Below are 18,409 nucleotides of genomic sequence, written 5' to 3' on the forward strand. Positions count from 1 at the left end.
CCCATGCCCGAATCGACCCCGCTTCAAACCCTGCTCGACACACTTCCTCAATGCGGCCGCGTTGAGTGGATTGGCATCCGCCCTGCACGCGGTGAGCCCATGCAGGTGCTCGAGAGGGCGACTGTCACCCCGGGCAAAGGACTGGACGGAGATCGATTCAAGGGCCGCGACACCAGCAAACGGCAGGTGACCCTGATCCAAAAAGAACACCTACATGCCATTGCCGCCTGCCTGCAGCGGGAAGCCATTGACCCCGAGGTTTTCCGGCGCAACATCGTCGTCTCTGGCCTGAACCTGCTGGCTCTGAAAGGCAAAAGGTTCCGGATCGGTGGTGTGGTGCTGGAATACACGGGCCTGTGCCACCCCTGCAGCAAGATGGAGACCGCCCTCGGGCCGGGTGGGTACAACGCCATGCGTGGGCATGGAGGCATTACTACGCGGGTGGTTGAAGGGGGTGAGCTGGCTCGTGGTGACAATGTGCAGGCATTGCTATAGTGAAACAAGACCACCGGATTCCCAATCCGCGCCAAAACAAGTCCGAACAGGTCACTCTCCCCAGGATGTCGCCATGCCCACCTATACCGTTACGGTTGCCAATCTGCCCCTCTCACAGACGCAGAAATCCGAGATAGCGGAAGCGATAACAACCGCACATCACGCGCAAACTGGTGCGCCCCGCTTTTTTGCCCAGGTTTTGTTTTCTTCCACCAATGAGGGCGAGCACTTTGTCGGTGGCAAGGTAAACACGGCGCCCCAAGTGTATGTGCACGGCCTGGTAAGGCAAGGCCGCGCTACGGAGGTCAAGCAAGCCCTGATGAGCCAGATGCTTGAAGAGATAGTCCGGATTGCAGGCGTAACCGCTGAGGACGTCTGGATCTATCTGCAGGACATTCCAGCCACTCAGATGATCGAGTTTGGCCGGTTTTTGCCTGCGCCGGGAGATGAAGCTGAGTGGGAACGGGAAATGACGCCAGAAAAGCGCGCCAGGTTGCCCAAAGGATAGATCTGTCCCGGTTTTCCCGCCAGCATTGGCGCCCGCTTCTTGCCCCCGTTCTTTTTAAGCTTCAGCTTTCACTGAGGGTGGAAATGCCGTCTACCTCGGTTACTGTTTTGGCATCCGCCCGCTCAATGATTTTGAGGAGAGTGGATTGAATGGTTTCGTCTTCCCTGGCATCACCGCCGCTTACAAACGTTTGCTTCTGGGGATCCGCACCCTCTTCCTCGGTATATGAAATCACAACCTCGCTGGCTGAATCGGGCGTTTTACCAAAGTGCGCTTTACCAAAGTACTCTAGCGAAACCAACGGATAGCCGTGAAAGCCCTTCTTGACTTGCTTTGCGATACGCTTTTTTGCTTTATCCACATTCATAGTGAGGGCCTGTCGCTGCGGTTGTTATCTGAGTGCACATCCGCACCCAGTCGATACCATTCGCCAATTCTATGCCCTTAACCCCATCCAAAATAGGTCTGCCCCGGTTTTCCGAAAACCGTCGGCCACTGTTCAAGTCAGATCCTCCGCAAAGCATCATCAAGGTCCAACTTGCGAAACGTTTGGCGCAACGTGTCGCTGGCCAGTCGCGCCTCCCATTGCCTGCGCTGTTCCAGCATCGATTCGTCGGCAGCCAGGGAGTCGAGAACGGACAATGCATAATCCCGGAGCAGCTCACTCCGGCACTCGATGACAAGATCGGACGACGCCGCAGTACCGGACCCGGAGTAGGCAAAGCAGCGCTGGACATTGCGCCTGGCGCTTTCCCGTTCAACCGGTGAGATCGCAACCTCCCGCGCGTCGTTGTCGGGAACCAGTAAAACGTTCACGCCCCGCCCGGTAATGGCTTCGGTGGTCTGCTGCGCGTCGTGTGGAACGTGGACATTCTTGTGGTTTGGCCAGATGTCGAACATGCCATAGTCGGCACAGGGGCCCTCTCGCTGAAACGTAAAGAAATCCGGGTAGGCATAGAACTCTGGCCCCCGCTCGCGATAGCGGTCATAGAACGCGGTGACGTAGGCCATGATGAGGGTCATTGCACCAATGCCCTCAAACCGACGAGGGACAACGATGCCAAGGCGATCCGTATCCTGAAACGACGAAAACAAGTCCGAGTGCGGAATGGCCTCGCCATCCTGGGTGATTTTGAAATCGCTGCCTCGCAGGCTGCTGCTGTGCATGGTTATGTCGAACGCTTTCAGAAAATAGGCCTGTCCCGATTCTGAGCGGTCACGACCGGCCAGTCAAAAGCCATAACAACAAGCCAGCAACCCCGAAAAGAAGCACTGCGAAATGGACAGCCAGGTTCTTCCGGATAGTTGGGGCGGGCTTAGCGTTGAAGCTGAAATAATCCGCACCAAACAGCCCAACACCACAGCGCTCACAGTAGTTTTTCGAGTAAGAGACCCGGAGCTCAGATGGCTCAAACTTTTTTCGGCAACTGTAACAACTGGGTTTTCTCACTTCGGGCTCCGATTTGTCTGGAGGACCGGGCACAATCACCCCGGCCTGCCTTGGCATTAACTCCTCCTCGCTGTTGAAACACGGAATCCTTTCTGCGCTGAACGCCGATCTTAACCAAAGCACGCTGGAGGTTGTTAGGGACTTACTTTAGCGCTGGGCCATCAGCGAAGACGAAAAAATCGATCTGTCCCGGTTTTCCGATAGCCTCATTGCTTTCATGCGCATGACTGTCAGTAGTAGAGTAGGAAGTACACATAGCGGCACTAAAACGCTGTTGATTTTTCAAAGGAAAGTAAACCAGACTGACTGTAGACCAGGGCTGCTAATCAATACACGCTATAGTAACGTTCAACCAGATAAGGGCAAAATCACGCCTGTTGCTGACAAAGCGATGAGTGGACGAAAACTTCCAAGCACAGGTACTAGGCCATGCTTCTTATTTGAAAACAAGCTCTATCGATAGTTCGGGCTCTAATTCGATATTTCGATATACAGCCAACCGAATTACCGATCTCCGATGCCGCTGAGACAGGATGAAACGTAGTGACAGACCAAGAACAAATGTCATCTGAGGATGATGGTGCGGTTTCCCTTCGCCCAAAAGCACGCATTCTGAAGACCTTGGGTGAAGAATTGATCAGCAGTGAGACTGTGGCGCTAATTGAACTCGTCAAAAACGCATACGATGCAGACGCTCAGAACGTCCTTATATCCTTTTCAGAGGGCCTGATGGAGGGAAGAGGATTCATTAGAGTAATGGACGACGGACACGGAATGGATATGAAAACCATCCGTAATTCTTGGATGGTGATTGCGACTTCCACCAAAAAAAACAATAAGATAAGCAAAAGCGGAAAAAGACGAGTTTTAGGTGAAAAAGGGATTGGTAGGTTTGCCACAGCGAGAATTGCACAAGAGCTTGAATTAGTTACCAGAACAGCAGACCAACCTACAACTGAGTCATATGCTGTTTTCGACTGGACACAGTTCGAAAATGACGACCTCTTTTTAGACGATATTCTCTTTCTAGCAGATGAGCAAGAAGCTAATGCCATAGTTCCTGGTTGGCGATTGGAGAATTTCGCTGACGAAGCCTATGAAGTTCCATATCATGGAACAATTTTAACAATGAACAGATTGAAACATACCTGGGAAAAGAGCGATCTAGAGAACTTGCAGCGGGGTCTATCTAGGCTTCTTTCACCATTTTACTCAGAAAGCGACTTCAATATATTTATGGAGTTGCCAGAAGAGCACAGCGAATTTAGCTCACGGATTTCACCGCCTGAGATAATTAATTATCCTCATTACATTGTCCAAGGAAAAATAAAGGGCTCCGGTGAGTATTCATTTTCTGTACGTATCCAGGAGGAAGGTAAAGATCACAATTTTTCCGGGTTCCTCTATAAAACCTTCTCAAGAGGAGAGTGGATGCTACATACATCTAGCCAAGAATTTGAGCTTACCATCGAGAACCAGAAAGAGAGGTCTGTTGAATGTGGCCCTTTCGACTTTGAGCTCCGTATATGGGACCGGGACGAGTTAGAGAACGTAGACCAAAAAGTGGGTGGCGGCGTCAGGAGTATCAGAAAAGATTTAAATGCGATAGCAGGAATAAATATCTATAGAGATGGATTTCGAGTACTTCCATATGGAGAACCGGACAATGACTGGCTCAGACTTGACCTAAGGCGCGTGCAGTCCCCTACAAAAAGACTGTCTAACAACCAAATAACAGGTTACATTGCTATAACGGCGGATAAAAACCCACAGCTCCATGACCGCAGCAATCGGGAGGGTCTCGACAACAATCAGGCATATTTCGACCTCCAAGATATAATGAAGTTTATTTTGAACGAGACCGAAAATCTTAGGTATTCGTTCAAACGAAAAAAACCGAACGAAAAAAATAATGGTGAACAAAAAGGGCTTTTCGATTCTCCTGACTTTAGTGAGCTAGCCAAAGCTGTAAGCGGAGACGATATAAATAAAGAGTCCACATTAAAACTAATAAATAAAGCCGAAGATGACTGGAAGAAGCAGATCAAAAAGCTACAAGGCGTATTGTCCCAGTATCACGCTCTAGCCACCCTCGGCGGTATCGTTGATAAGATCCTCCACGATGGACGTCAACCTTTAGCAAAAATCCAAACCGAGGCAGGTTTAGGACAGGAGATTGCTGAAGATCTTGTCTCAGAAATACCTGAATCTGCTCAATTAAAAGAGCTTGAGAAGAGTTTTTTCAAGATAGTAAGTCAATCGTCTATTCTTAGAGATGTCTTCCGCAGAGCGGAGCCATTCGGCGGCCGCAAACGTGGCAGGCCAAAAAAATATTATATCGAAGACCTTGTAAATGAAATCTTCTCTTTATATTCAAAAGAATTTGATGATGCTTCTATAATTGCTGACATTCCATCCACGCAAACATTGGTAAGCATCGACACCACAGAACTTTCGGAGATATTTACCAATCTAATAACGAACAGCATTTACTGGCTGAAGTCTGTCCCTAAAGAATCCCGACGTATTCATGTGATGATCGAGCGCAGAAAGGACAGCTCATTGGAAATCATTTTTTCTGATACTGGCCCAGGTATAGATCAGAAATACAAGGATTTGATATTCGAGCCTTATTTTTCCCGAAAACCAGACGGCCACGGGCTAGGCTTATGTTTGGTTGGAGAAATTGTTCATGATTACTATAACGGAACCGTTGAACTATTGGATACTGGGAGTTCTGGTGGTACTGCATTCCGTATAATTATTAATAAAAGGGTTTAATGATGACGATGCCGAATTGGAGAGTTCTTTCCGTAGATGACGATGCAGATATGCATAAAGATCTTGAGAGGATACTATCCAGCAGGATGAACGGCCAAGATTTTGAGTTTACTTCTGTGACTTCTTTCGATGAAGGACTCTCGTTGATTGGAAGTCATAGGTTTGACTTGATCTTTTTGGACGTACATGAAGATAGGCATGATCCTGATCCGTCCGAAAATTTTGAGAAAGAAGATCAGCGCGGAGAGGAACTGCTGGATTCTCTTAAATCTATTCGTTTTGTTCCTGTTATTTTTTATACTGGTTTCCCTTCTAAAGTTAAGCATCTTGAGAGTCACGTCGTGAAAGTCGTCGACAAAGGTGCGCCCCCAGCGGAGGTGCGTACTGCTGTTTCAGCTATTCTTGAGACTGGTTTACCGCTCCTAACTCGGCACATTGAAGAACAGAGCAGGGCTTATATCTGGGACTGCCTTGAAGAGCCTCTCAAAAATTTGCCTGTTGATAATATTTCTAAAGATATCGCGCTTCTTGCAGCCCGAAACTTGGCTAACAATCTTTCTCAGACAAGCGTTAAAAGCTTACTCGGTTCGGATCTCGATCATATCACCCCCCTAGAGATGTATTTATATCCACATCGAGGAGATACCTGCAATCCTGCAGATATATTTAAGAAAAAGAAAGATGGAACATTATGGATGGTTCTTACTCCGGCCTGCGACTTTGAACAAGATAATGCAGAAAACGTACTTTTAGCAAGAATTTATGCCTTACCAGAGCACCATCTTTATAAGGATTGGCAAGCCGAGGCAAAAACATTTAAAGAGCTCCCTGCAGCCCAAAAAGGTAGAAAAAGCGAAGCTCGCGTAAGCGCGGCAAAAAACCGCGTAAAGAATCTTGTAAATAACAGGTACAAGGCCCGGTACAGGTTCCTTCCTGGCACATTTTTCTTACCCGATTGTGTTGTAGATTTTCAGGATTTGGTTCATTTGCCAAATTCCGATTCAGAAAAATATGAAGTTGTATGCTCTCTAGACAACCCCTACCGAGAGGAATATATGCAACTTTTTTCTAATTATTATGGTCGAATTGGTACGCCCGATTACAAAAAAGAGTATGTCTGGGAAAAGGTCGAACAATCGTTCGTGACGGACTAGTCATGCGCTCTGATATTTTGACAGCTAAACAACGCTCCTATTGCATGTCCCAAATTAAAGGAAGGAACACAAAACCAGAAATAATTCTACGTAGAGCGTTATGGCATTGTGGCTATCGATATCGCCTCAAGAGCAAGCTTCCGGGAAATCCAGATCTATTATTCACGACTTATAAGGTCGTTGTTTTTGTCGACGGTTGTTTCTGGCACAAATGCCCTGATCACTTTACGGCACCTAAAACCAGAGCCAGATTCTGGCAGAATAAAATTGATGCCAATGTCAAAAGAGATCAAAAAAACAACCAAATCCTTAGGTCGCAGGGGTGGCGGGTAATCCGAATATGGGAGCATGAACTTAAGTCTTCTTTGGAAGAGAGTGTTGGCCGGGTGGTTCAAGTCCTGAATGAACAGAAGAATAATCAGTGATTCAAAGACTTTCGAGCCATCGCTTGATCTGGTCTAGCGACCCTACGCGTTTCTTCAGAGTGGTAACAATGTCTATCCCAGAGATAATGACTACGGGATGCTGATCCTCTTTCAACTCCCTGTAGGCCTGAGTCGCAAGATAGGAAGTCGTTACAAGAACACCGAACTGTCTGTGCCTCAGGCGTGACAGCAGCCTGGATAGCTCTCGTACCCCGACACCCTTCCCATTTGGTGCATAACATTTTGCTTCCAGCGCGAACTCAACCTCAATTGCGCTCCTACCCAATCCTATTCTATACGCACCAACTGCATCCCTACCGCCGTCACGCCATGGGCGTGTTATCTCACAGTGGCCGATATCCGGCATAAAAAGCCTCGAAATCTCCACTGCAGCAGCTTCGAACCCAATCGGGTTATCCTGATATTTTTCATGGAGTAGCGAGAGGATATTGTAGTCCTCAGCAGTCTTGGGGAGTTGCTGTTCTTTGTTTCGAATGTCGATACTGTGCGGTGCATACAGGGGTGAATATCGCCGTCCAGACACCCATTCAAGCCAGAGTCTTGGAGCATGACTGGACGATACGGCGTTTCCGGCTTTTACGTCGTTCAGCCATTTACGGCTGATGACGGGCACATCGAGTATCGTGAATATCGACTTGTAGTTCTGAAATCTGAAGTTATCAGGCCCCTTCGATCGCCAAATCGCCACCAAATCGTCATCTGGCCCAAGATTCTGGGCTCCTGGCACAGCAAGCCCTAGGAAACGCATATCCCGATACTGTCCGGAGCCACCAAAAAGCAGGACAACAGGGAAGTGATCAAGGGAGACCGGAGAATGACGGGCATCGAATAGATTCCGAAGAATCTGGTTTCCCTGTCTGAGGGTATCGTGTATCCCGCGGGCTGTCTTGTTGTCGCCGTAGTAGGTGAACAGCCCACTTTCCGTATCCAAATGATCCGGCCAGTCAGGATCATTAAAGTTAGTTATCAATGCTAGTAATTTAAGGGTATCAATACTAGGCCGCTTTCCCAGGTGGCGGAAACCCGCGCCACTATCGACACCAAGCAGCTGCGGCAGAGGGTCGTCTTAGGCGTTTCCCTTGCGTGAGCCGCCATAAACATGGTCGACGATTAAGTCTGTATCAGACAAGCTCATTCAGGAAGCCAGCCCAAGCTCTTCATCTTCAATCTGTGCAATTTTCCTGAAAATGATCTCCATTACGGGAGAGCAGACGCCGTTACCGCACAATTTGATCTTGTCCCTTCGACTGCCATGGGGGAGTTCGTGCTTAGAGCCAGCACCCATAGCTTTTAGCAACTCGGGCGGCTGCAGCATTCTTAAATAAGGAACTCCACCTTGCCAAGTGACCAAACCAAACCGATCGAGAGTTGTTACAGTCCGCAGAGGAGCATCCAATGATTGCCACCCTCCAGCATAGTCCGAACCGTAATACACAATGATGAAGTCTTTGCCGGGACCCAACTCTTTGATAGCGCGCTCAGCCCTAACAATCGTGGCTTGAGCTCTCTTCTCAGTATAGAGGGGACGGCTTTTGTAGGTACCTGACCAATCGACTATCGATCGGGCGGACCGGACGGGCCGTTTGTGCATCGCTAATAGGTCTTCTCGGGAAATTATCGAGCCCTCTCGATCACATACCAAAAACATGCGTTTCCGTGATTGAGGCACACCGAAGTCTGCAGCATTTAGAACCAGATCGTTTACCTGATAGCCATGGGACTGAATAGCACTTATCAGTTCTTTGTGGCGCCCCCATTTCTTCATACGGTTAACGTTCTCAACTATCAACCAGCGAGACTTCATTGCATCAATCCAGGGGATGATCCCGATGGCAGTTTCTTTGCTCTGCTCACATCCGGGTTTGGCGCCGCGTGCAATCGAATGGGATGTACACTCGGGAGAGGTAAGCAGAACATCAGGACGATAGTTCGCTGCAAGTTCCTGAGGAGCAATATCTTCAATTGGTGAGCAGAGAACCTTTGCAGTGGGGAAGTTGCTTTTGTATGTTTCCGTGGCAATCTCCCAAGCATCCACCGCCAGGATTGGCTGGGCACCTGCGGCCACAGCGCCTCTAGCCCCAAAGCCTCCTCCACAGAAAAGATCAGCAAAAGTGAGCATGTGTCGTTTTTTACCTGCCATCGAATTTGCCCGCAATACTACCAGGTTACCAACTGCTTCGTCTCATTTGTGGATAAATTAGGTAATTCTGGCTTGTACCAGTATTACCGCCAGCGAGTAGCGTGCTCTGAATAGTCGCTGTGGAGATTTTCTCCAAGGAAATGAAACCAATACGGATCTAATGATGGGCGTTAGTTGATTACACCGAGAGACGCTGCTTGATCAACTCCAAATTCGCAAACCGATCCCCCAGCTTCATTGCAAACGACAACTTTTATGCAACCAGCAACACCGTAAGCCTGCCTTCTTCGATGAGGCGGAGAATCACCTCCCCAATCTGCGCAACAATATTTGTCTGGCCCCTCCCCGAGTCTATCCATAATTAGTCGCTGAGGCTCGATCACAAGCGTTCTTCAAATGTCTAACTGCTGTTGCTGGCCACCCGAGAGGTTGCCGCCCTGCGGGGCCGCATTTCCTTCAATACATGGAACAGCTCATAAAAACCCGCTCGGGAATTCAATTGCTGCAGTCCTTCGGCACTGCTTCGCATTGCGAAGATCTTCTTCCACAACAGGCACTGCGAACATCTACCGGTTCTGCCGAAAAAGGGTCAGATTTACTTTTGAAATGGCTAATTAAAAAGCCGCTCGGTTTCTCAAGCAGCTTTCCTGTTTTTTGGTAGTTTCTAAGTGCGTATCAAGCAGCTGCCAGGAATGCCCCAGCAATCGCGAACACACCACCAACACCACGGCTAAACCGGCTATCCGCCTTCAGCATCACGCTACCCAGCCCACGCCCAATAAGGGTGATGCCGAGCGTAGCGATTGAAAAACCAGCCAAGTAAGCGGCAAGTGTCGCACCTGCGGGCATTTCAGCACCATGCGCAAAACCGTGAAACAGCATAAACGCACCAACCAGAGTGCCACCCACAGCCGTCGGCAGTTTTGCCAGTGTGGCAATCAGGATGCCCGCGACCAGTACGGAGAAGGTAATCCCTGTTTCCACGCCCGGCAGGCTCAGGCCGCCCCAGGCGAGGGCGGCGCCAAGAATCATGCCGCCGATCACGAAGGCGGGGGTGGCGTTTTTCATGTGCTTGCTCTGGCGCACACTCCAGAAGCCGATGGCGGCCATGGCCAGCAGGTGGTCCAGGCCCAGCATGGGGTGCAGCAGGCCGCTGGTGAAGCCGCCTTCGGCGTGGCCGGAATGGGCCATGGCAGTGGCGGAGGCAGTCAGCAGCGCGGCAGCGGTGAGGAGTTTGGCTGTGAGTTTCATGGTTTTCTCCTGATGGTTCTCAAGTCGTTCGAAGTCGGTTGGCTCAGGCGGTTTCCGCCAGTTTTTCAGGGCGCCGCTCCGGCAGCATCCCCCGCTCCAGAATGAAGCTGATGATCGTCTCCAGCCCTACCCCGTCGTACAGGTTGGTGAACACGAAGGGGCGTTCGCCGCGCATTTTCTTGCTGTCCCGTTCCATCACATCGAGGGAGGCGTGCACCTGTTCGGCGATGTCGATCTTGTTGATGATCAGCAGGTCGGATTTGGTGATGCCGGGGCCGCCTTTGCGGGGGATCTTGTCGCCTGCGGAAACGTCGATCACGTATAGGGTGAGGTCGCTCAGTTCCGGGCTGAAGGTGGCGGAGAGGTTGTCGCCGCCGGATTCCACCAGTACCAGTTCCAGGTCCGGATGGCGGCGCTGGAGGTCGTCGATGGCCGCCAGGTTCATGGAGGCGTCTTCGCGGATAGCGGTATGGGGGCAACCGCCGGTTTCCACGCCGAGGATTCGGTCTGCGGCCAGGGCTTCGTGGCGCAGGAGGAAGTCGGCGTCTTCCCGGGTGTAGATGTCGTTGGTCACCACGGCGATGTCGTAGTGGTCCCGCAGGGCTTTGCACAACTGGCGCAACAGGGCGGTTTTACCGGAACCAACCGGGCCACCGACGCCAACTCTCAGACAATGTGTCATGGCAGATCTCCTCAATTGTTATTCAGCTTCTGAAAAGCCGTGAATACTGGGTTTCATGTAGGGCACTTCCGAGCGCCAGTCCCGGCAGGATGGGCCCGAGTTCGTGATCGTTTCGTTCCAGGGCGATGTCTACCGCCACCGCCAGCTGCGGCCGCAGCCGTTCGATAATGCGCTGGGCGGCGGTGTGGCCCAGGGGCAGTGCCTTGCAGGCCACGGCAAGCTGGTTTTCCAGCCATGCCCAGGCAAAACCGAGTAGCGTTTGTCGCACAGGCACAAACCGCTTGTGGGCTGCCCAGGCGAACATGGTGATGTAGCCGGGCTCTTCCGGAATCAGGTGTGGCTCGGGCAGCAGCTCCAGGTTGCGCAAAAGAGTAACGAGAGCGCCGCCGAGGCGAGAGTCTTCGTCGCTCAGTTCGGCGGTTTCCCGGGTGGCGTGCAGCCAATCGTTCCACTTTGCCAGGGTAATCGCATCGCCTTCGGCCCAGGCGGTCTGCAAACGCACCAGCAGGGGCAGCTCGCAGCGGCTGAGGCCGTCTTCCAGCACGCCTTCAACCCACTGGGCCAGTTCGGCCTCGTTGTTCACCCAGCCCAGTTCAAAGGCGCTTTCCAGGCCCTGGGACCAGGCGAAGGCGCCGATGGGCAGTGCGGGGCTGACCAGTTGCATCAGGCCCAGCAGGGCCAGGTCGTCCACCTGCGGGGTGGCGGCCTCAGTGGGTGTGTTTCTTACTGTGGCTGTGGCCATGGCTGTGCCCGTGGTCGTGATCGTGTGAATGACTGTGGCTGTTGCCGTGACTGTGACCATGAGAATGCCCGGCCTGGGAATAGGCACCGGGTTCCGGATCAAACGGGGCGGTGTGGTGCACCACGGTGGCGCCCAGGCGTTCGGCCAGCTCTTCCAGCACGTGATCCGGCGGGAAGCGCACCCAACTACCAAGCTCGTCTTCGCCGATGGCACCGCCGGAGCCAATCTGGAGGGAAACGTGGCGGTTGCCCAGGTGGTAACACAGGCGGGCCAGCGGCTGGCCGGATTCGATGCGGGCGGTCACTACCTGCTCTGCGGCGGCGCGGATGCGCACGATCTCGCCGGTTCGGGCCTGCAGCAGGTCGCCGTCCCGCAATACCGGGCCGCGATCCAGGAACAGGCCCACGTCCACGTTGGTTTCGGTGGTGGCCCGAAGCCGGCCGCGAATGCGCAGCTCGTAGGGCAGGATCAGGTTGTCCAGGATTTCGCTGGTGTCGATCCCGGTGGATTTCACGTCGCCGATGCGTTCAATCAGTTCCAACATAAAATGTCCTCTTTTCCCTGGCTCAGAACAGATGATAGCGCTGGGCCAGGGGCAGCTCAGTGGCGGGCTCACAGGTGAGCAGTTCGCCATCGGCATGCACTTCGTAGGTTTGCGGGTCCACGGTGATGTGCGGGTACGCGTCGTTCAGTTTCATGTCGCCCTTGCGCACGTCACGCACGCCCTTGCAGACGGATAATGGGCTGTCGAGGCCAAGCTCTTTGCCAATACCGGCATCAATGGCGGCCTGGCTCACAAAGCTCAGGCGGGTGGCACTGGCGGCCTTGCCGAAGGCGCCGAACATGGGGCGGTAATGCACGGGCTGGGGCGTTGGAATCGAGGCGTTCGGGTCGCCCATGGGGGCGGCGGCAATCATGCCGCCCTTCAGGATGGTGGCGGGCTTCACACCGAAGAACGCCGGGCTCCAGAGCACCAGGTCCGCCAGCTTGCCCACTTCCACGGAACCCACTTCATGGGCAATGCCGTGGGTGATGGCCGGGTTGATGGTGTACTTGGCGATGTAGCGTTTGGCGCGCAGGTTGTCGGCGCCCAGGTCTTCATCTTCCGGCAGCAGGCCGCGCTGCTGTTTCATCTTGTGGGCGGTCTGCCAGGTGCGGCACACCACTTCGCCCACCCGGCCCATGGCCTGGGAATCGGAGGCAATCATGGAGATCACGCCCATGTCGTGCAGGATGTCCTCGGCGGCGATGGTCTCGCGGCGGATGCGGGAGTCGGCGAAGGCCACGTCTTCCGGGATGTTGGGGTCCAGGTGGTGGCACACCATCAGCATGTCGAGGTGTTCGTCGATGGTGTTCACGGTATAGGGCCGTGTCGGGTTGGTGGACGACGGCAGCACGTAAGACTTGGAACAGGCGGTGATGATGTCTGGTGCGTGGCCGCCGCCGGCGCCTTCGGTGTGGTAGGTGTGGATGCAGCGCTCCTTGAACGCGGCCAGGGTGTCTTCCACAAAGCCGGATTCGTTCAGGGTGTCGGTGTGGATCGCCACCTGTACGTCGTATTTGTCCGCCACGGTGAGGCAGTTGTCGATGCTGGCCGGGGTGGTGCCCCAGTCTTCATGGAGCTTCAGGCCCATGGCGCCGGCCTGGATTTGCAGTTCCAGGGATTCCGGCAGGGAGGCGTTGCCCTTACCCAGAAAGCCGATGTTCATGGGCAGGGAATCCACCGCCTGGAGCATCTTGCCAATGTGCCACGGGCCCGGTGTGCAGGTGGTGGCGTTGGTGCCCGTAGCCGGGCCCGTACCGCCGCCGAGCATGGTGGTGATGCCGCTCATCAGGGCTTCTTCGATCTGCTGGGGGCAGATGAAGTGGATGTGGGCGTCAATGCCGCCGGCGGTGAGGATTTTGCCTTCACCGGCGATAATTTCGGTGCCGGGGCCAATGACGATGGTTACGTCTGGCTGGATGTCTGGGTTGCCGGCTTTGCCGATGGCGGCGATTCTGCCTTTCTGGATGCCGACGTCGGCTTTGACGATGCCCCACCAATCGAGAATCAGGGCGTTGGTGATGACGGTGTCCATCACGCTGTCGTCGGCGCGCTGGCTCTGGCCCATGCCGTCCCGGATGACTTTGCCGCCGCCGAATTTTACTTCGTCGCCGTAGTGGGTGCTGTCGCTTTCCACTTCGACCCACAGGTCGGTGTCGCCGAGTCTGACGCGGTCGCCGGTGGTTGGGCCGTACATGTCGGCGTAGGCTTGTCTTGTTATCTTCATCTTGTCCCTCGTTTTAACTTGGGTGCCTGGGCCAGTCGGGCAATCCCTTCCGGGAAACGCTCCTGGCGGCACATCCATGTGGCGCTTGGGCTCCGCCATCCATGGCTCCGCACATTCCCGGAAGGGATTACCCGACCGGCCCTGCTGATCATTTCGTGGAGTCGAGATTTCCCATGACTTCGGCTCGGAAACCGTAGATTTCTCGGCTACCCGCAAACGGGATTAACGTCACTTCCCGGCTTTGGCCGGGTTCGAAGCGGATCGCGGTGCCGGCGGCTACGTCTAATCGGTACCCCCTCGCCTTGGCTCGGTCGAAATCCAGCGCCGGGTTGGCTTCGGCGAAGTGGTAGTGGGAGCCGATCTGGACCGGGCGGTCGCCGGTGTTGGCCACTTCGATGGTGATGCGTTCGCGGCCTTCGCAGAGTTCGATGTCGCCGTCTTTGAGCTGGTATTCACCGGGGATCATGGCGCGCTCCTTACACGATGGGGTTGTGAACGGTGACGAGTTTCGTTCCATCTGGGAACGTAGCTTCCACTTGCACTTCGTCGACCATTTCGGCGATGCCGTCCATCACGTCGTCACGCGTTAGAATCTCGGTGCCGGCGGTCATGAGTTCGGCTACGGTGCGGCCTTCCCGGGCGCCTTCCATGATTTCGGCGCTGATCAGGGCCACGGCTTCGGGGTAGTTGAGTTTCAGGCCCTTGGCTTTGCGGCGTTCGGCCAGCAGTGCTGCGGTGAACAGCAGCAGTTTGTCTTTGTCTCTGGGCGTTAATTCCATTGTTGTTCTCCGCTTTCTATGGAGTTCATCGGCGCTATCTTGATAATTTCCTGAACAGGGCGGGGCAAACCGTCCGGGGATGTCGAAAACACGGATGTTTTCGTCAAGCGTACACGGACGTATTCACAGCGTGCCCCGGACGGTTTGCCCCGCCCTGTTCCCGCACAAAAATTCAGGTCAGCCATATCCGGGGCACCACCGCAGATTGACCAGTCAGCATTGGCCGGACCACTTCCCAGGCTTGCTGACAAATGCCCCAGGCTTCGTTTCTTTCGTTTCCCAGATACCGCAGCAACACCACTCCCCGTCGCTTGGTCACGGCCCAGTTTTTTGATTCGGATAATTGCTCGCGTATTGCCTCGATGGCACCGGCTTCGTCGTCCAGGCCAACTATCCAGAGGGTGGCCTGCACCGTGGCGCCACCCTGGCCCCAGTGGCCTTTGAATCTGGGGTGGTTCGGGTCCATGGGCTGGCGTTCCAGCCACAGGGGGCGGCCATCCATCAGCAGGCGGAATTTCTGCTCCAGGTGGCCGGAGATGAACGGCAGTTTGCTGGCCGGGCGGCCGAGGGCGAGGATTTCCCAGCCGATGCATTTAGCGCCGGCTGCCAGTTCGATGGTGGTGCTCTGTTCACCCCGGGAGCCGTCGAAGGCCAGGGTTTCCTGGGGCAGGTACTCGAGGGTTCCGCCCTTCTCCACTTTCAGACTGGTGTGCTGGGCCCAGGCGACGCCGTGGCTGTCGGCCTTGTAGAGTTTGGCGGCGGCCGGGGTGGTGAGCAGGGTGTGAGCGCCCTCGCCGACCCGGGCTTCTATGCTCAGGGCATCGCCGCTGACCAGTCCGCCCGGTGGGTGCAGCAGGTACACGTGGCAGCAGCCGTTGCGGCCTTCCGGGTAGAACGGACGTTGGACTCTCAGCGGGCCGTTATGACGCACGTGGGTCATGCGGGTGGCGGTGGTGTCGCCATCCGGGCGGGCGTCGAAGCCCAGCGAGATGGACGCCGCCCAGCGCCGACCTTCGTCGAAGCGGTGGCCGGAGTCGTTCGCGGCTTCGATTTGCTGAAAGACCGTCATACCGTCAGGTGCTTCTTGATGAGTTCATCGGTCAGGCCGGCAATCTCGTCTTCCGCCACCCGGCGGCCGCGATCGAGGATGGCAAAGCGGTCGGCGTATTTGCGGGCGAACGGAAGCTTCTGTTCCACCAGCAGCACGGTCAGGCCGTCTTCCTTGATGAGCTTGCGGATAACCTCGCCGATCTGGGCCACGATGTTGGGCTGGATGCCTTCGCCCGGTTCGTCCAGGATCAACAGGCGCGGCTCGATCACCAGGGCACGGCCAATGGCCAGTTGCTGTTGCTGGCCGCCGGAGAGGTCGCCGCCGCGGCGGTTGCTCATTTCTTTCAGTACGGGGAAAAGCTCGTACACCCGCTCGGGGATTTTCTTGCTGCCATCCTTGCGCACGGCCAGGCCGGTGCGGAGGTTTTCTTCCACGGTCAGCAGCGGGAAGATTTGGCGGCCCTGGGGCACGTAGCCGATGCCAAGGCGAGAACGGTCTTCGACTTTCTTTTTGGTGAGTTCCACGTCGCCAGCAAATTCAATGCGGCCGCTCTTGGTGGTTTCCTCCCCCATGATGCATTTCATCAGCGTGGTCTTGCCCACGCCGTTGCGGCCCATCACGCAGGTGCACTGGCCCTGGGGCACGTCCAGATCCAGATCCCAGAGGGTATGGCTCTCGCCGTAGTACTGGTTCAGCTTTTCGATCTTGAGCATTACGCCTCCTCCCCGAGATACACCTTGACCACTTCCGGGTCGTTGGAGACCTGATCCATGGAACCTTCCGCCAGCACGCTGCCCTGGTGCAGCACGGTGACCTTGCGGGCGATGGAGCGCACGAAGCCCATGTCGTGCTCCACCACCACAACCGACTGCTTGCCGGCGAGGCTGGTGAGCAGTTCGGCGGTGCGTTCCATTTCCTGTTCGGTCATGCCGGCTACGGGTTCGTCCACCAGCAGCAGGCGCGGCTTCTGCATCAGCAGCATGCCGATTTCCAGCCACTGCTTCTGGCCATGGGAGAGGATGCCGGCGAGCCTGTCACGCAGCGCCTCCAGGCCGATCATCTCCAGCACTTCGCCGATGCGATCCCGGTATTCGGCTTTCATCACAGCGGTCAGTGTGGGGAATACCCGCTTGTCCGTCGCCATAGCCAGCTCCAGGTTTTCGAACACGGTGAGGGCTTCAAATACCGTGGGTTTCTGGAACTTGCGGCCGATGCCGAGGGAGGCGATGTCCGGCTCGTTCATGGTGAGCAGGTTGTGGCGGCTGCCGAACCACACCGAGCCGGTGTCCGGGCGGGTTTTCCCCGTGATGATGTCCATCATGGTGGTCTTGCCCGCGCCATTGGGGCCGATGATGCAGCGCAGCTCGCCGTCGTCGATGGTGAGGTTGAGGTTGTTGATGGCCTTGAAGCCATCAAAGCTCACGTTTACGTCTTCCAGGTACAGGATGGGGCCGTGGCGCACGTCCACCGGTGACTTCACCTGGGTGAGGAATTCGAAGACGTGTTCCCGGTCGGTCAGTTCCTGAATAATGCTCATACCGTGGCCTCCTGCGCGGCGGGGGTGTTGCTGCTGTCATCGGCTTTCTTTTTGCGGAACAGCAAGCCGGCGATGCCTTTGGGCAGGAACACGGTGACCAGCACGAACAGACCACCCAGGGCGAATAGCCAGGCATCTGGCATTACGCCGGTGAATACGGTCTTGGCGTAGTTCACCAGAATGGCGCCGATCACGGCTCCATAGAGTGTAGCCCGTCCGCCCAAAGCCACCCACACCACAATCTCGATGGAGAACAGCGGCGAGAATTCGCTGGGGTTGATAATACCCACTTGCGGCACGTACAGCGCACCGGCCACGCCCGCCAGCATGGCGGACACCACGAATACGAACAGTTGGACCCGTTCCACCCGGTAGCCCAGGAAACGTGTGCGGGCTTCGGCATCCCGGCAGGCCACACTCACCCGGCCCAGCTTGCTGGTAACAATACCCCGGCAGATCACGTAGCCAATGGCCAGGGCGATGCCGGTGGCGATGAACAGCCCGAGGCGGGTGGCGTCCGTGCGCAGGTTGAAGCCGAGAATGTCCTTGAAGTCGGTCAGGCCGTTGTTGCCGCCAAAGCCCATCTCGTTGCGGAAGAAGGCCAGCATCAGAGCGAAGGTGAGCGCCTGGGTGATGATGGAGAGGTACACCCCGGTTACCCGTGAGCGGAAGGCCAGGAAGCCGAACACCAGTGCCAGCAGGCCCGGGGCCAGCAGCACCATGAGGAAGGCAAACCAGGCCATGTCGAAACCCTGCCAGAACCAGGGCAGCTCCTGCCAGTTCAGGAACACCATGAAGTCCGGCAGGATCGGGTCGCCATAGACGCCGCGGTCGCCAATCTGGCGCATCAGGTACATGCCCATGGCGTAGCCACCGAGGGCAAAGAAGGCGCCGTGGCCCAGGCTGAGGATACCGAGGTAACCCCACACCAGGTCCACCGCCACCGCCAGCAGGGCGTAGCACAGGTATTTGCCCAGCAGCGTCACCGTGTAGGCGCTCACGTGCAGGGCGCTGTCCTGGGGCATGAACAGGTGGAGGAGGGTCACTAACACCAGGGCCGCAAACAGCACCCCAAGAAACACTTGCGTGGATCGCTCTCGTAGAGGTCTAGTCAGCCACATAC

Annotated in this window: 20 protein-coding genes; 5 read left to right on the forward strand and 15 right to left on the reverse strand. The window is 55.1% G+C overall.

What is annotated here, in order from left to right:
- The first annotated feature begins 3 nt into the window (after positions 1-3).
- Positions 4-495, forward strand: a complete 492-nt coding sequence (locus D0851_RS07660) for an MOSC domain-containing protein (protein WP_162893700.1) — start codon at positions 4-6, stop codon at positions 493-495.
- 73 nt (positions 496-568) lie between these two features.
- The gene (locus D0851_RS07665; protein ID WP_117618102.1) at positions 569-1,003 is read left to right on the forward strand and encodes a tautomerase family protein; all 435 of its coding nucleotides are present in this window, start codon (positions 569-571) and stop codon (positions 1,001-1,003) included.
- A gap of 61 nt (positions 1,004-1,064) precedes the next feature.
- Here D0851_RS07665 and D0851_RS07670 read toward each other — a convergent pair whose 3' ends face one another.
- Together D0851_RS07670 and D0851_RS07675 are read right to left on the reverse strand one after the other, a co-directional pair.
- Entirely contained in the window at positions 1,065-1,370 is a 306-nt protein-coding gene (locus tag D0851_RS07670; protein WP_117618103.1) for a hypothetical protein, read from the reverse strand.
- 137 nt (positions 1,371-1,507) lie between these two features.
- Complete coding sequence (locus tag D0851_RS07675) at positions 1,508-2,170, reverse strand: hypothetical protein (protein WP_117618104.1); 663 nt, start codon at positions 2,168-2,170, stop codon at positions 1,508-1,510.
- 826 nt (positions 2,171-2,996) lie between these two features.
- Here D0851_RS07675 and D0851_RS07685 point away from each other — a divergent pair.
- From D0851_RS07685 to D0851_RS07695, 3 genes are read left to right on the forward strand one after another with little or no spacing between them, the layout of a single operon-like run.
- Positions 2,997-5,234 (forward strand): ATP-binding protein, encoded by a 2,238-nt coding sequence (locus tag D0851_RS07685; RefSeq protein WP_117618105.1) that lies wholly within the window; start codon positions 2,997-2,999, stop codon positions 5,232-5,234.
- A 2-nt stretch (positions 5,235-5,236) separates the two neighbouring features.
- Positions 5,237-6,388, forward strand: a complete 1,152-nt coding sequence (locus tag D0851_RS07690) for a response regulator (RefSeq protein ID WP_117618106.1) — start codon at positions 5,237-5,239, stop codon at positions 6,386-6,388.
- A gap of 2 nt (positions 6,389-6,390) precedes the next feature.
- On the forward strand, positions 6,391-6,813 hold the full coding sequence (locus D0851_RS07695) for a very short patch repair endonuclease (protein ID WP_117618107.1): 423 nt from the start codon (positions 6,391-6,393) through the stop codon (positions 6,811-6,813).
- A 1-nt stretch (position 6,814) separates the two neighbouring features.
- Here the strand turns inward: D0851_RS07695 and D0851_RS07700 are convergent, their stop codons facing one another.
- The 13 genes from D0851_RS07700 to urtC all read right to left on the reverse strand — a co-directional run bounded on the left by D0851_RS07700 (position 6,815) and on the right by urtC (position 18,407).
- Complete coding sequence (locus D0851_RS07700; protein ID WP_227539523.1) at positions 6,815-7,891, reverse strand: restriction endonuclease; 1,077 nt, start codon at positions 7,889-7,891, stop codon at positions 6,815-6,817.
- Between the two features lie 78 nt (positions 7,892-7,969).
- The gene (locus D0851_RS07705; protein WP_227539484.1) at positions 7,970-8,974 is read right to left on the reverse strand and encodes a DNA cytosine methyltransferase; all 1,005 of its coding nucleotides are present in this window, start codon (positions 8,972-8,974) and stop codon (positions 7,970-7,972) included.
- Positions 8,975-9,649: 675 nt separating this feature from the next.
- The gene (locus D0851_RS07710; RefSeq protein WP_117618109.1) at positions 9,650-10,225 is read right to left on the reverse strand and encodes a HupE/UreJ family protein; all 576 of its coding nucleotides are present in this window, start codon (positions 10,223-10,225) and stop codon (positions 9,650-9,652) included.
- A 43-nt stretch (positions 10,226-10,268) separates the two neighbouring features.
- Complete coding sequence (ureG, locus tag D0851_RS07715; RefSeq protein ID WP_117618110.1) at positions 10,269-10,907, reverse strand: urease accessory protein UreG; 639 nt, start codon at positions 10,905-10,907, stop codon at positions 10,269-10,271.
- A gap of 22 nt (positions 10,908-10,929) precedes the next feature.
- The gene (locus D0851_RS07720) at positions 10,930-11,649 is read right to left on the reverse strand and encodes an urease accessory protein UreF (protein WP_117618111.1); all 720 of its coding nucleotides are present in this window, start codon (positions 11,647-11,649) and stop codon (positions 10,930-10,932) included.
- Entirely contained in the window at positions 11,615-12,193 is a 579-nt protein-coding gene (gene ureE, locus D0851_RS07725; protein ID WP_117618112.1) for an urease accessory protein UreE, read from the reverse strand. Before ureE ends, D0851_RS07720 begins: the two co-directional genes overlap by 35 nt.
- A gap of 22 nt (positions 12,194-12,215) precedes the next feature.
- Positions 12,216-13,919: an urease subunit alpha gene (ureC, locus tag D0851_RS07730; protein ID WP_117618113.1), complete on the reverse strand. Its 1,704-nt coding sequence runs from the start codon at positions 13,917-13,919 to the stop codon at positions 12,216-12,218.
- Between the two features lie 148 nt (positions 13,920-14,067).
- Positions 14,068-14,385, reverse strand: coding sequence for an urease subunit beta (locus D0851_RS07735; protein WP_117618114.1), 318 nt, complete (start codon positions 14,383-14,385; stop codon positions 14,068-14,070).
- Between the two features lie 10 nt (positions 14,386-14,395).
- The gene (gene ureA, locus D0851_RS07740) at positions 14,396-14,698 is read right to left on the reverse strand and encodes an urease subunit gamma (RefSeq protein WP_070964506.1); all 303 of its coding nucleotides are present in this window, start codon (positions 14,696-14,698) and stop codon (positions 14,396-14,398) included.
- Between the two features lie 172 nt (positions 14,699-14,870).
- Entirely contained in the window at positions 14,871-15,767 is an 897-nt protein-coding gene (locus D0851_RS07745; protein WP_117618115.1) for an urease accessory protein UreD, read from the reverse strand.
- The gene (gene urtE, locus D0851_RS07750) at positions 15,764-16,462 is read right to left on the reverse strand and encodes an urea ABC transporter ATP-binding subunit UrtE (RefSeq protein WP_117618116.1); all 699 of its coding nucleotides are present in this window, start codon (positions 16,460-16,462) and stop codon (positions 15,764-15,766) included. Before urtE ends, D0851_RS07745 begins: the two co-directional genes overlap by 4 nt.
- Positions 16,462-17,286 carry an urea ABC transporter ATP-binding protein UrtD gene (gene urtD, locus D0851_RS07755; RefSeq protein ID WP_117618117.1) on the reverse strand — a complete coding sequence of 275 codons (825 nt, stop codon included), beginning with the start codon at positions 17,284-17,286 and terminating at the stop codon, positions 16,462-16,464. The genes urtE and urtD overlap by 1 nt, the downstream gene beginning before the upstream one ends.
- Positions 17,283-18,407, reverse strand: a complete 1,125-nt coding sequence (gene urtC / locus D0851_RS07760; RefSeq protein WP_117618118.1) for an urea ABC transporter permease subunit UrtC — start codon at positions 18,405-18,407, stop codon at positions 17,283-17,285. The genes urtD and urtC overlap by 4 nt, the downstream gene beginning before the upstream one ends.
- Between the last annotated feature and the right edge of the window lie 2 nt (positions 18,408-18,409).

This window comes from Marinobacter sp. Arc7-DN-1 (assembly GCF_003441595.1).
GTDB lineage: Bacteria > Pseudomonadota > Gammaproteobacteria > Pseudomonadales > Oleiphilaceae > Marinobacter > Marinobacter metalliresistant.

What these genes read in the sequence shown, in the direction of transcription:
- D0851_RS07695 (WP_117618107.1), top strand. Translation starts at nt 6,391, where the DNA reads ATGCGCTCTGATATTTTGACAGCTAAACAACGCTCCTATTGCATGTCC.
- D0851_RS07710 (WP_117618109.1), bottom strand. Translation starts at nt 10,225, where the DNA reads ATGAAACTCACAGCCAAACTCCTCACCGCTGCCGCGCTGCTGACTGCC.
- D0851_RS07690 (WP_117618106.1), top strand. Translation starts at nt 5,237, where the DNA reads ATGACGATGCCGAATTGGAGAGTTCTTTCCGTAGATGACGATGCAGAT.
- urtD (WP_117618117.1), bottom strand. Translation starts at nt 17,286, where the DNA reads ATGAGCATTATTCAGGAACTGACCGACCGGGAACACGTCTTCGAATTC.
- ureG (WP_117618110.1), bottom strand. Translation starts at nt 10,907, where the DNA reads ATGACACATTGTCTGAGAGTTGGCGTCGGTGGCCCGGTTGGTTCCGGT.
- D0851_RS07670 (WP_117618103.1), bottom strand. Translation starts at nt 1,370, where the DNA reads ATGAATGTGGATAAAGCAAAAAAGCGTATCGCAAAGCAAGTCAAGAAG.
- ureA (WP_070964506.1), bottom strand. Translation starts at nt 14,698, where the DNA reads ATGGAATTAACGCCCAGAGACAAAGACAAACTGCTGCTGTTCACCGCA.
- D0851_RS07735 (WP_117618114.1), bottom strand. Translation starts at nt 14,385, where the DNA reads ATGATCCCCGGTGAATACCAGCTCAAAGACGGCGACATCGAACTCTGC.
- urtC (WP_117618118.1), bottom strand. Translation starts at nt 18,407, where the DNA reads ATGTGGCTGACTAGACCTCTACGAGAGCGATCCACGCAAGTGTTTCTT.
- urtE (WP_117618116.1), bottom strand. Translation starts at nt 16,462, where the DNA reads ATGCTCAAGATCGAAAAGCTGAACCAGTACTACGGCGAGAGCCATACC.
- D0851_RS07665 (WP_117618102.1), top strand. Translation starts at nt 569, where the DNA reads ATGCCCACCTATACCGTTACGGTTGCCAATCTGCCCCTCTCACAGACG.
- D0851_RS07705 (WP_227539484.1), bottom strand. Translation starts at nt 8,974, where the DNA reads ATGGCAGGTAAAAAACGACACATGCTCACTTTTGCTGATCTTTTCTGT.
- ureE (WP_117618112.1), bottom strand. Translation starts at nt 12,193, where the DNA reads ATGTTGGAACTGATTGAACGCATCGGCGACGTGAAATCCACCGGGATC.
- ureC (WP_117618113.1), bottom strand. Translation starts at nt 13,919, where the DNA reads ATGAAGATAACAAGACAAGCCTACGCCGACATGTACGGCCCAACCACC.
- D0851_RS07660 (WP_162893700.1), top strand. Translation starts at nt 4, where the DNA reads ATGCCCGAATCGACCCCGCTTCAAACCCTGCTCGACACACTTCCTCAA.
- D0851_RS07720 (WP_117618111.1), bottom strand. Translation starts at nt 11,649, where the DNA reads ATGGCCACAGCCACAGTAAGAAACACACCCACTGAGGCCGCCACCCCG.
- D0851_RS07675 (WP_117618104.1), bottom strand. Translation starts at nt 2,170, where the DNA reads ATGCACAGCAGCAGCCTGCGAGGCAGCGATTTCAAAATCACCCAGGAT.
- D0851_RS07745 (WP_117618115.1), bottom strand. Translation starts at nt 15,767, where the DNA reads ATGACGGTCTTTCAGCAAATCGAAGCCGCGAACGACTCCGGCCACCGC.